General features: G+C 46.6%; 11 protein-coding genes. All 11 read left to right on the forward strand.

Features of this window, described 5'->3' with window-relative positions:
- The first annotated feature begins 285 nt into the window (after nucleotides 1-285).
- The 11 genes from A8707_RS09605 to A8707_RS09655 all read left to right on the forward strand — a co-directional run bounded on the left by A8707_RS09605 (nucleotide 286) and on the right by A8707_RS09655 (nucleotide 12764).
- Entirely contained in the window at nucleotides 286-1182 is an 897-nt protein-coding gene (locus A8707_RS09605) for an exostosin domain-containing protein (RefSeq protein ID WP_197484710.1), read from the forward strand.
- Between the two features lie 96 nt (nucleotides 1183-1278).
- A complete protein-coding gene (locus A8707_RS09610; protein WP_068816593.1) occupies nucleotides 1279-2214 on the forward strand; it encodes a glycosyltransferase family 2 protein in 936 nt (311 codons plus the stop codon).
- On the forward strand, nucleotides 2180-3232 hold the full coding sequence (locus A8707_RS09615; protein ID WP_082906304.1) for a glycosyltransferase family 2 protein: 1053 nt from the start codon (nucleotides 2180-2182) through the stop codon (nucleotides 3230-3232). The genes A8707_RS09610 and A8707_RS09615 overlap by 35 nt, the downstream gene beginning before the upstream one ends.
- Before the next feature lie 799 nt (nucleotides 3233-4031).
- The gene (locus A8707_RS09620) at nucleotides 4032-4913 is read left to right on the forward strand and encodes a glycosyltransferase family 2 protein (RefSeq protein ID WP_068816594.1); all 882 of its coding nucleotides are present in this window, start codon (nucleotides 4032-4034) and stop codon (nucleotides 4911-4913) included.
- A gap of 36 nt (nucleotides 4914-4949) precedes the next feature.
- On the forward strand, nucleotides 4950-5861 hold the full coding sequence (locus A8707_RS09625) for a glycosyltransferase family 2 protein (RefSeq protein WP_068816595.1): 912 nt from the start codon (nucleotides 4950-4952) through the stop codon (nucleotides 5859-5861).
- Between the two features lie 111 nt (nucleotides 5862-5972).
- Nucleotides 5973-6950, forward strand: coding sequence for a glycosyltransferase (locus A8707_RS09630; protein ID WP_068816596.1), 978 nt, complete (start codon nucleotides 5973-5975; stop codon nucleotides 6948-6950).
- 80 nt (nucleotides 6951-7030) lie between these two features.
- Complete coding sequence (locus A8707_RS09635; RefSeq protein WP_068816597.1) at nucleotides 7031-8044, forward strand: glycosyltransferase family 2 protein; 1014 nt, start codon at nucleotides 7031-7033, stop codon at nucleotides 8042-8044.
- A gap of 158 nt (nucleotides 8045-8202) precedes the next feature.
- Nucleotides 8203-9450, forward strand: a complete 1248-nt coding sequence (locus tag A8707_RS09640; RefSeq protein WP_068816598.1) for a glycosyltransferase family 4 protein — start codon at nucleotides 8203-8205, stop codon at nucleotides 9448-9450.
- Between the two features lie 95 nt (nucleotides 9451-9545).
- Entirely contained in the window at nucleotides 9546-10637 is a 1092-nt protein-coding gene (locus A8707_RS09645) for a DUF6625 family protein (RefSeq protein ID WP_068816599.1), read from the forward strand.
- Between the two features lie 183 nt (nucleotides 10638-10820).
- Nucleotides 10821-11795, forward strand: coding sequence for a glycosyltransferase family 47 protein (locus A8707_RS09650; RefSeq protein ID WP_068816600.1), 975 nt, complete (start codon nucleotides 10821-10823; stop codon nucleotides 11793-11795).
- A 78-nt stretch (nucleotides 11796-11873) separates the two neighbouring features.
- Nucleotides 11874-12764 carry a glycosyltransferase family 8 protein gene (locus A8707_RS09655; RefSeq protein WP_068816601.1) on the forward strand — a complete coding sequence of 297 codons (891 nt, stop codon included), beginning with the start codon at nucleotides 11874-11876 and terminating at the stop codon, nucleotides 12762-12764.
- Nucleotides 12765-12810: the final 46 nt, after the last annotated feature.

Here is a 12810-nt window from a genome sequence, read left to right on the forward strand (position 1 = left end):
AAAGTGCTTTATTTACTTCCGGAATAAGAACCATGAGGAAATCCCAGCAAACCTAAGATGATAAACGTCTACAGCGTAAAGGAAACCCGTGCTTCGAGACAATTGCACATTCACTCAGATCAAAACTATCTGCCCAATACTCTGCCACACATTGCTTTCCTATACGCATTCTGGGGCAGAAATTCTGAGGATATATCTAATCCCAATAGCTGTCGTTACGATCAGTATGCAGAGACAGGTTCCCTTCTATTTAAAATCTCTCAGATAGAAGACGCTGATCTTGCCTTGCTCCCCTTCAATTGGTCACATATTGCGGCTCATCCAGGCGCTCTTGAGATCGCGAAGCAACTCTCCCAGAAGGCAGCACAGCAAAACATTCCCCTAGCTGTCTTTTACCTAGATGATGCAACAACTCCAGTGGAGTTGGACAATACCTTAGTGTTTCGCACGTCCGTTAATCGCTCGACGCGTCAACAGAACGAGGTTGTTATCCCGGCTTGGAGCGAAGACTTTGTTGAACACTACTGTCAGGGACAGGTGCAACTCCGAACAAAATCCACTCAGCCGATCGTAGGTTACTGTGGCTATACTTCACTCGTAAAGCCTAGAAATGCACTTGCCCATCGCCTGCGGTTGCAGCTTGGTGCGATTCCAGGGGCTGCTTCCCTTGCTGCAAAAGCTGGAATTAACCTGGTTAAGCATCGTTTACCCTGGCTGTATGGTTCCCGCATTCGATCGCAGGCATTGTTCATTTTGGCTAAAAGTCAAGACGTGCAGTGTAACTTCCTAATTCGGGATGTGCTTCATCACACTGAGAAGCTGACCTTATCTCAGCGGGAACAGTTTGTTGATAATATGCTGAACAGCGACTACATTCTCTGCACGAGAGGCGGCGGTAACTTTTCCTATCGTCTTTATGAAACGCTGAGCTGCGGACGCATTCCTGTATTGATCAATACCGATTGTGAACTGCCGTTTGAGGATTGGATCGATTGGAAGCAATACTGTGTCTGGGTTGAAGAAGAAGACTTACCGCACATTGGGACGCGCATTCGCGAATTCCACGATCGGCTCACCGCGCAGCAGTTTCAGGATCTACAGATGAAATGCCGAAACCTTTGGCTTGAATGGCTTTCTCCTCAAGGCTTTTTTACAAACTTCCATCGCTACTTCGAGCCATGATGCTCGATTTAGCGGCTGATGGTCGGAAGGGGAGGCGAGCTAGCTTTGCACCGATCGAAGTTATTTAGTTCACGAGCCTTAGCGACTCTACAAATCATGAACACCGAATTGCCGATGGTTTCTGTCGTTATCCCGGTCTATAACGAGGAAAAGGAACTTTCAACTTTGTTAGATTCGCTGATGGCACTGAACTGGCAGCGCGATCGCCTAGAAATTTTGTGTGTGGACAACAATTCAACCGACAGCACTCTGGAGATTCTGCGATCCTACCCGGTCACTGTGCTGGAGGAGCCAATACCGGGTCCTTATGCTGCTCGTAATACTGCGATTCGTCAGGCGAAAGGAGAATTTATTGCGCTAACCGATGCAGATTGTGTGGTGAGTCAAAATTGGCTACTGGAGCTGTGGCAAGCCTTCGACCAACCGACCGTAGGAGCCGTGGGCGGGAGTTTAGTTCCCCGCACGATTAGCAACTCTGTCGATTACTTTGAGGGGTGCGTGTTCAAAAGCCCCAATCATAGCCAAGGGAGCGATTGCATCAAGCCTTATGTGGTGACCGCCAACGTGATGTATCGCAAGGCAGTCTTTGACGAATTGGGACTGTTTGATCAAGAAAACTTTTCTGGTCCAGACGTAGAGATGAGTTGGCGAGTCGTACGATCGGGACGATATACCCTGAAGATTTGCGACGAGAACCAAGCGGTGGTGCAGCATTCCTACCGGACAAAGCTGAAGGACTTTACCTATGTGCTAGAGCGGGATGCCTACGGATGGTACTTCCTATCCTCAAACCATCCTCAAATGGCTCCGGTGCCAAATCCTACAAAATACTTCCTCAAGTTTTTGATTGGGCTGGCGATTTATCCTTGGACGACGATCGCGCGATTGCTGGTTGCCCCAATTCGGCGATCGCCCACCTGGGAACTTCCCCAAGACTTGCTCCGGCTCGCGGTGCTGTGGCACCACTTTGTCGGAACTCGGACCGCAAAGCTTGCCCATGAAGGACGACAACCGCCGCGAGTGCTTCGTTAGATCTCCTCACCCGATCGCAGATCTAGAAAAGCGACTCCATCACCAACCAGCCGCCCAGCAGAGTCAGAAGATGAGCACCCATTCAGTTTCCGTTGTCATCCCGGCTTACAATACAGTAGCATTTCTCTCCCAAGCCGTTGAGAGCGTTCTGGATCAGACCTTTACAGATTTTGAAATTATTATTGTTGCCGACCTCAGATCTGACGATATTGTGCAATGGGTTAAGCAAATTGCCGCTCCTCAGATCAGACTTATTTCTCAAGAAAATCAAGGGCGGTCAGTTGCCTTCAATCACGGGATCAAGCTCAGTCAAGGCGAATACGTTGCATTTTTAGATGCAGATGATCTTTGGGAATCAACCAAACTAGAAAAGCAGCTTGCGCTGTTTGCGCGTGACCCTAAACTGGGATTAGTCGATACCTGGATGTTTCTCGTCGATGAGCAAGAGACCGTGCTTTCCCAATCCACAACCTCCTTTGCTGGCGATGTTTGGCTGGAGATGCTAAAGGCGAATTTGATTGCTTGCGGCAGTTCTCCACTGGTTCGTCGCCAGTGTTTTGACAAAGTTGGATGGTTTGAGGATATTCAAGGGTTTGAAGACTGGCATCTGTGGACGCGGATTGCTGCTCACTATCCTTTTGACGTGGTAGAAGAACCGCTCGTTCATCATCGACAGCAGTCTGACAGCACAGCTCGAAGCCTTGACTTGATGATTTCTAATAGGACCCAGGCGATCGAAGATCTCTACCAATCTGTTCCGTCTGACCTGTTATGGAAAAAGCGTCAATCGTATGGCTGTGCCTATCTTGATACTGCCCTTTTAGCCTATCGAAGTGAGCGCTACCGTCAGGCGATCAGCTTCTTCTGGCGGGCATTTCAAAGCTACCCTCGATTTTGCCTGACGAAGGCGCACCTAAAAGTGCTGGTGAAATCACTGCTGTATCTCTGGTTGGGGACTCAGCGATCGGCGCAATTTAAGAACGTCGCTCAAATCTTGCTAGATTCTCCTGAAGAGTGACGAATACGGCAAAGCAGAAGATTGATATCATCGTTGTAGATGCTTATGGTGAAAGCAGCAGAGAGATTAACGGCACGAGGAGTTTAGGCTCTGCGTCTCAATGCAGGTAAAAATTCTTAAGAAGAAAAAGCCCTTAAACGGTTCCCGGCACCCGGCGAAATGAAGCAACCTCTATTTTAGAAGGCGTATTGTGAAGGGTCTATAAAAGTTGGCTGAGGGTGGTGTCCGTAATAATTCTCAGTGATACTATGAGGCTACTGAAAGCCACGTAGAAAGGGCGTAAGTAGTTTCCGACCATTATTTAGAGGTGTTCGATCGAAAAAACGACTTGTTTGAGTACGCCTGATTCATTTACTGAATTCAGCGGCTTAACCCCTTGGCTGAGAGCCACATTCTAAATCGGTTCCATTCATCGTGATCTGGGATGGGCATTTCTAGAAAGTTAGATTGCCATTCACCAGATTTAGGAGTGAACTTTGATGGTCATTTTGATCTCAGTTTCTCCAACGAAGCCTCTACGCTGATGTTCTATTTTAGAGCATTCATTGAGGTGGAATGATAGAGAAAGTGCGACGAAATTATTTTAGGAGTACTTGAGTGAAGCGACTCGTCTTTTTGCAGAGTTTACAGCCGCAAAGAGATTGCAGCAAGCAGGGAATGACACTCACTAACAGCGCAAGGCAAAATCTGGGGTCAAGGCAATTATGCAGTCTTTCAGGTTGCCAGCCAGCGTAGTGAAAAACATTGCTCTCGATATTAGCTTTGTCGTTCCGTCTGACATTTTTACAAGAAACTTATCATGAGTCATATTCATGCCATCTGCTTAGTCAAAAACGAAGGCGATGTGATTTCCCAGACCCTGCAGTTTGCGAGCAAGTTCTGCCACAAAATCTATGTTTTTGATACGGGCAGCACCGATGATAGCTGGGAGCAGATTAAAAAATCAGCCAGTCAGGTCGTTGTGCCTTTCCGTCACGAAGCCGTGCCTTTTTATGATGGGCTGCGTGCCCAAGTATTTAATGCAGTGCGCGATCGCTTTGAACCAGGAGACTGGCTTTATATTCTGGATGCCGATGAGTTTCTCGCAGCAGATCCGCGCCAAGCCATTCGCATTGCTGAGCAAGAAGATGTTCAACAAATCAACACGATTCAATATAACTTTCACTTTACCGAGCTAGATTGGCAAAAATACCAGAAGGGTTTAGACTCGCGAGATACCTCGATTCGTGGACGACGACGCTACTACCGCTTCACTAACTTCGAGCAGCGCTTATTTCGGATTGATGCAGACTTAACCTGGTCTGAAACGGTCGATGCCGACAACCCACACGGGGCTATGATTCCGCGAGGACAGCAGAAACTCAAAAAGTGTTCCTACAAGCTTCCTAATTGCCATTACCAATACCGCGATCCCGAACAGATTCAACTCCGTCTAGAGACTCGTCGAGCTGCCCGCGAAAGCAACATACACAACTTTATTCACTATCAGTCGCTCGATTCTGACATGAACTGGCAGCGCTACATTTTTCCGAGTCAGCAGTTGAACTATTACAACAACGATGGCGTTTTCGAGATTCAGTTCGCCGAGCGGTTCAGCATCTTTCGAGAGACGCTTGGAAAGCGGGATTTCTTTCGCTTTGATTTTCTTGCTCAAGCCCAAGGCAGAAACAACCCGATTTAGCAGATCATGCTTAACTCTTCTATTGACAATATCGCTATGCCTAGCTTCAGTATTATTATTCCTGTCTACAATGCAGGTGCCTACATTGAATCCTCGTTGGCTTCGGTGTTTGCTCAAACTTACTGTGATTTTGAAGTGATTATTGTGGATGATGGCTCTACTGACGATACCGTCGATCGTGTCAACACATTCTCTCACCACGCCGCACTGCGGTACGTTTACCAAGCCAATGCGGGACCGGCTGCGGCTCGAAACACGGGCTTAGATCTGGCGCGTGGACAGTTCATCGCGTTTCTAGATTCAGATGACTTGTGGCATCCGCGCAAGCTTGAAGCCCATTGGCAGCGAATGCAGAATGCTCCCAGTTTAGGCATGAGTTTTGACTGGTTTGAGGTGTTTTATGAGCGCCCCGAAGCCAATCGTCTCTCGCCTTGGTTTGCGCCTCCGAGTAAAGTGACCCTAGGCTGGCAAGACTTTCTGCTTCGCAACTGGACGGGAACCAGCAGCACTGTTGTGGTTCGGGCTGAGTGTCTGAAAGGTCAGCTAAGATTCGATGCCAGGTTTCGCACAGGTGAAGACTACCAGCTTTGGATCGCGATCGCGCAAGCAGGGTGGGAGATTGGCTTCATCCCAGAGGCGCTGACGCTCTATCGCAAACGCCCTAGCAGTCTGACGGTTGACTATTTGCAGATCGCACTTGATGAACTGCTGGTGATGGAGCAAGGAGTGCAGGTCACCGATGAGATTACTAAAGCCGCTATCAAGGTAGCGACAACTCGCCGACAGGTCGATGTCGCTTGGGCTTACTTCCGATCAGGGCAAAAGCGAATGGCTTACCAGTCTCTCAAACACAGTTATCAGGCGATTCCACAATTTGTTGCCGAGCGACTGAGACGGAAGTGGCTCCATCGTTCCAGTTCGCCTCAACTTTCTTCAGAAGCCCTATGAATTCTTCCCTATCTTCAGTTTCTGATCGATCGTGTAGGGTTCCCGTGAACCACGATCGTGTCCGCTTGCGTCAACCCGTTTGTTTCCACCCCTTGCTCTGGAGTTTGTGAAGTGACTCAAAGTCGTTTGTCGGAACCTGCAACCGGAGTCAACTTAATACCCGCGATCGCAGTGATTGTTTGCACCTACAATCGCGCCGATCGCCTACTGTTGGCGTTAGAGGCTTTGACTCAGCAGACGCTGCCCAGTTCGGCGTTTGAAGTGCTGGTCGTAGACAACTGCTCTACCGACAACACCCCTGCTGTCTGTAAAGTGTTCCAAGAGCGATTCGACAACTTTAGATATGTCCATGAGCCGATTCAAGGGCTATCAAAAGCGCGCAACACAGGCTGGCAAGTCTCTCAAAGTCTCTATATTGCTTACTTAGATGATGATGCCATTCCTTGCACAGAATGGGTTGAGGCAATTTTGAATGTGTTTGAGACGGTGCGACCTAAACCTGCTAGCATCGGCGGTCCAATCTATCCACTCTGGGAGATTCCTCGACCCGACTGGATTACTCCTGGTATGGAAACACTGTTTACGATGCTGGATGGCGGCGATACTCCTCGCTGGTTTGACGAAAACGAGTATCCGTGGGGAGCAAATGTGATCTACCGCCGCGATGCCCTAGAAGAAGTCGGTGGCTTCTGCGAACAACTGGGGCGCAAAGGGCAAAGTTTGCTCTCAGGGGAAGAGACCCTGCTGAATGCCACCTTAAAAGCTCAGGGGGAAGGATTCTACTATAGCCCTCAAGCCTCTGTGTCACACTGGGTTCCCAAAGAGCGGATCACCCCAGATTGGTTAGTGCAGCGCAGTTACTGGCAAGGCTATTCGGTCGCTTTAGTCGATAGCATTGTGGGCAAATCGTCGCTGTACCAGCGATTGAGTAGCACCTGGGGTTTACTAAAACGCCTCTTTGACCTAAACCCACTCCTTCTCCAAGTTTTGTCTCAAACTAAATCCTGTTTGCAGATTGGATTTTTGGCGCAGGCAAAACTCATGCTCTCGTGGCAGTGGGGATACTTCTCTAGAGTTTGGTTTGGCTAGCGGATAACACTGGTCGAGTTTAGCGATCGTGAAAACCACGATCGCCGCCTGTTTGTACTCCTTCTAAAGCAATCTCAATTATGGGAAAACCAACGATCGTCTGTCTTACGCCTGTCAGAAATGAAGCCTGGATTCTGGATCGATTCTTGCAGTGTGCCAGCCTCTGGGCAGACCACATTATCATCGCTGACCAATCGACGGATAACACCGCTGAGATTGCCCGCCGCTACCCTAAAGTAACCGTGGTTCACAACCCTGCAACAGGCTACAACGAAGCGGAACGCCAAAAGCTAATCTTGGAAGCCGCTCGCCAAATTCCTGAACCCCGGCTCCTAATCACGCTGGATGCCGATGAAGCGTTTACTGCCAACTTTATGACTAGCCCGGAGTGGCAGACGCTGCTCAATGCTCCGGTAGGAACTGCTGTTCGCTTTAAGTGGGTTAACTTAATCGATGACCTAGAGCATTATTGGACGGCTCCTTGGGACTATGCCTGGGGCTTCATGGATGACGGCAGCGAGCCAACTTGGAGCACCCTGCACACCACGCGAATCCCGGCTCCGTTGAACGCTCCAGATATTGTGATGCGGGATATCAAAGTGATGCACTACGCCTTTACTGATCCAGTGCGTCGGGAGAGTAAGTGGCGCTGGTATCAGTGCTTTGAGCGGATTGTGAACCCCCACCGCACCCCGATCGACCTGTATCGGCAGTACCACGAAGCCGATAGTCTAGCACCCGATCAAATTCGCCCCATTCCTAACCATTGGATGCAGGGTTATGTCGATCGGGGGATCGATATGACGAGTATCCATCGTCCTCACCGCCCCTGGTGGGACAAAGAGTTGGTGGATATGCTCGATAAGTATGGTCCGGCTCACTTCCGCCGCCAAAATATTTGGAACGTCGATTGGGACGCGGTTCATCGAGAAATCTATGGCAAGGACGCGTCTCGATCGCTGAGTGACCCCCGCAGTAAGCTCGATAAATGGGTGCATCGCTGGCTACAAGCTTCTCAAGCTTATTATCAGCCCTACAACCGAACGCTTGACATTCGCATCATTGAGAAGGTTTTACATCTCCTTGGCTGGTAGGTTGTCAACCCTGCACACCCCTGTATGGCGATCCTATTTGAGTGGTCAGATTCGGAAATAGAGTAACAGCCTTGCTTCTCACGTCTGATTGAGAATTACTGTATTTCAGTTCTCAATGCTCAGATCTATCGTCGTTTTCTGGAGATTGAGTTGTCGCCATGAAGGTCTTAATCGCTCTCCCAGTCGAGCATAAAACTTATCGCTCAATTGATGACATTATCAAAGGTCACGCTCCAGTTAACGGGACTGATGGTTCATTCATTCGGCTAGCGGGTTTGTTGACGGAAGCCGGGATTGAGGTCTGCCTGAGTACGGCTTCTCCTGTCTCTGCTTGTCAATTTAGATCGATTAACCACCGTGATGTCAAAGCAGAAGAGTTTGACCACTTGATTGTTCACCAAGAGCACTGGAATGGAACATCATTAACATTCGGCAATCACGTCTTAGCAAAAACCTATCTCTGGTTACATTTGGAGGTCAACAAGGGTTTGGTCTATACGTTCTTACAGAACGGTGGGCATCGGGTGATTTGTCCCTCGCAGTATTTGGCTAAGTGGTATCGTATGTTACCAAAATGGCAGAACAAAGTCGTTGTGATTCCTAACCTTCACTGCCCCATTTTTCGCCCAATACTCGCTAGTGAATCTGAGGAATCGACTCTCAGACTACTGTTTATTGGAGCCTTGGGTCTGGGTAAAGGATTGATTGAGCTAACTCAGATTTGGTCTTATCTTGCTCAACGTCAAGTTGCGTTAGAGTTTGCGATCGCTGGCAGCATCAGCTTATATCAAGACGATCTGGCAGGTGAGGCAGGGCTTGCCGAGCCAACTTTAGAAAATACGGTGATTTTGCCCTGGCTAAAATCTTTACCCAAAGACTATCAGCCAAAATTCTTGGGATCGCTGTCTCCCAAACAACTTCAGATCGAAATTGCTAAATCTTGGGCAGTCATTGTCAACCCTTCTCCGGTTCATCCTGAAACGTTTTGTATTTCTGCGGTTGAGGCTGAAGCCTGCGATCGTACCGTTTTCTCAGTTCGGGCTGGAGCGCTGCCAGAAACGGTCTATCACGATAAGTTCAATTCTCTTGGAGAAGGTGACGCTGTGGAATCCGTGTGCGAACGAATTATTGAAGGCTTATCTCATCCAGAGCAGGTGGCTGAAAACGGCAAGCTCGCAGGCAACTATGTTCGACGCAGGTTCGACAACCAAGTGATTTCTACAATGTGGATAGCGATGCTCAATGGACAACCCATCAACTCAGGACTTCCAAAATTTGGGGACAGTTTTCAAGGAGTCGTGCGCGATGTGATTCGTTGGAGCAGGATGTGGAAGGTTATTAACGGCTACAAGGATGCAGAATATCAAATAATGACGGCTCTTAGAAGAGTGAAAGGTTCGGCATAACGCCTTTTTACTGGAAACGTCAGCTCTTGACTATCCGCTGTATTCAGGTCTTTGAGATCTCTTATCCAATCAAATAAGTACTCCCTTTTATCTTTATGAACAAAATTGCGCTTGTTAACTGTTACATGGGCACCCTTCCCAACTACTTTCAACTCTTTTTAGATTCTGCTGTTCGCAACCCAGACATAGATTTCTATATTTTTAATGATGAAACCGAGAAAATCAATGTTTCTCACAATGTAAAAATCATACCTTTATCACTGGGCGAATTTAATAAACTAGCATCCTCAAAGTTAGAGCTTTCAATTGGAGTAACCCATAACCATGGCTATAAGCTCTGTGATTTAAAACCAGCCTATGGTGTTATTTTTGAAGATTATCTAAGAGGTTACGATTTTTGGGGGTATTGTGACATAGACATTATTTGGGGCAAAGTAACCAATTTTGTTACGCCAGAAGTTCTTTCTAGCCACGACGTAATAACTGTTGAAAAAACTCATTTAGCAGGACATTTCACTTTATTTCGGAACAGTGGAATAACCATTGATTTGTTCCGACAAACAGAAGATTACAAAAAGGTTTTTGCCGACATCAATCGTGCCTATTGGTTTGATGAAAGCTGCAAACGATTTGGAAGATATTACCCTATACAGGAATTAATAGATTCTGCACAGACGGTGAGTATGTACGATATCGTGATGGAACTCAGCCAAAAGAAGCAGTTAAGGCTGTTCATGAAGTATGTTATTCGCGAATATCCTGATCCATTTAGATTTGTTTACCGCAATGGAATACTTGAGGATTCTAATGTTTATCTTGGACTTGATGAGAACGGTCATGGCTACTTCAAGGAGCTTGATACAAAAGAACAATTTATGTATTTTCATCTCTATCATGTTAAGAGCGATTGGAGGTTCTACATCTCGCAACTCGATCGCTTACCATCTGAATTTCATGTCACGTCCGCAGGAATTATCCCTGGCGCACCAAACGATCTGATTTCAGTTAACAAGTGGAGAATTCAAAAGATTCTGTTTAGTGGCGCATTTCTAGCTCAAAGTTTAAGTGAGATGGGGTTGTTCTCATTTCTCAAACGACTTACATCTAAATTGAATAAGAGAGTGACAAAAGGCGAACCCCTGCGATTGCGAGAGATATGTCGCACTGGATCACACTACCCTTCATAGCCTTATTATCACAATTTATTATTGCTATGAAAAATTGAGTTAGTCGCTGCCGACATTTTATGTCTAAAAAAGTTGAGAAGATGGTTCTGTTGTCAACTCTGGTGCACTTGGAGAGTTTTCTCTAGGATGCTTTCTCTAAGTATCGCTACCATTTCCCTGAGTGCAAACTTAAATGATAGAGAAATGATTAACTTAATTTGGTGGAAGCTTGAGCCTGTTTCTTCTTACGAATACGACTGGCTCAATTTATTGCTATCTGACTTCAAAGTAAATCACATTGTTGACTTTAAGAATAAGGTCTGCGTCGATAATGCAATAATTGTCGCAAACCTAAGTCAATCGTTCTTTAAAGGTCATGAGGCGCGCAAAAGTTATCTCGAAGAACGTCAGCAATTCTACAACTATGTCAAACGCTTCAAATCGGCTGGCATGAAGGTGGGCTTATTTCATCTAGGCGATGAGTTCTACAGAGAGTCTACAAGCTTTTATCAGGATCTAGATTTCGTATTCAGACAATACTATAGAGCAGAGGATCATCAGAAATTTAGTCACTGTCACTACCTTCCAATCGGTTACAAATCTGGATTCTGCCAGGAAATCGTGGCTCGACCCATCGCTGAAAGACAGTATTTATGGTCTTTTGCAGGTCATTTAAAGGGAACTCGATTTGAAATGCTACGATCTGCGAAAAAGATTACAGGTGGCAAATCTCATACGACTCACCAGTGGAATGATCCCAACGGACTCAACACCCAGCAATATGCTGACTTATTAAGCGACTCAAAGTTTTCCCTGTCTCCAATGGGAAACTATTCGGTCGATTGCTTTCGAGTGTATGAATCTTTAGAGGCAGGAGCCATTCCGATTATCGAAGCCAAAGGGATGCGGCAAGCTTTGGCGGTTCTATTTAATCCTCAACTGATCGTCAAATATGGAAGTCGCGATCGCAACTTTTGGTTGAGAAACTATTGCTATTGGGAACGAGCGTTTCCTACAGATTTCCCCTGTCCTTTAATCTATGACTGGAGAGATCTAGAAGCGGTGATTAACTCGATCGACATAGAGCATTTGTCTGAAGAAATACAGCAATGGTGGAAGGAATACAAAGATTCTTTGCTCCAGCTAGTGCGATTGACCATTAAGGAGGCTTTTTTCTAACAACAGAAGCTGCAGTTGCTAAAAACGACATTTGCTTACCACAGTAGCTAATTCCCACTAACTCAGAGAAACTTAAACATGACAAACATTGTTCTAGCAACTGATGCTAACAATCTATGGGGTGTTGCCGTTACAGTCCGTTCTGTCCTAGAAAGCTGTAGTACTATTTGCAACGTTTATGTCATTTGTGTTGATGTAAAGCCCAGCGATCGTGAACTCCTGCGTGACTCTTGGAGAACTCCAAACGTTGGAGAGATAGAATTTATCTCCTTTGACAAAGATAAACTTGCTCACTTTCGCAGTACGCTTTACCTGAAAAGCAAAGTATCGAATGCTCGCTTGTTTATTGCTGATTGCCTTCCAAACCTTTCCCGTTGTATCTATTTGGATACAGACTTGATCGCTTTTTCGGATTTCAAAACGCTCTATGACACTGATTTGTTGGGCAACATAGCAGGCTGTGTTCTTGACAGCGCAGCTTCTGACCCCAATCAAGCAGCGCGTCTAAAGGACGATTTGAAGTTGAGAAGCCCATCGCTGTACTTTAATGCAGGTGTGATATTGATCGACCTCGTTGCTTGGAGGAGAAATCAAGTTACACAAAAAGCCGTCCAAGTTAGCACCGAGATGTATGATGCGCTCGCCGCCTTAGACCAAGACATATTGAACATCGTGTTGCAAGATCACTGGCTCAGCTTAGACCCGAAGTGGAACACGTTGAAGTTTTTAGCGCCCAAAAACTTCAGTGATGGAATCGTTCATTTGTGTGGAAGAGTAAAGCCTTGGCATCCTGACTATCAGGATAATTTCAAGAACGAATTCTTTGAAATTCTTGACCGAACGAAGTTCTCTGGCAAAAGACCCAGTAGCTTAATGGGGCTAGGAACACTTTATAAAAAGATCTCTCGTTCCGTTCCTACTCTGGAGATGATTCAAGGCAAACTTCGGAGATTTTACAGTAGCATCTAGCGGCAAATTAGCCGTTGAGAGAGTGCTACTGGTGTAATAGGTTTTC

Source organism: Phormidesmis priestleyi BC1401, from assembly GCF_001650195.1.
Taxonomy (GTDB): Bacteria; Cyanobacteriota; Cyanobacteriia; order Leptolyngbyales; family Leptolyngbyaceae; genus Phormidesmis_A; species Phormidesmis_A priestleyi_B.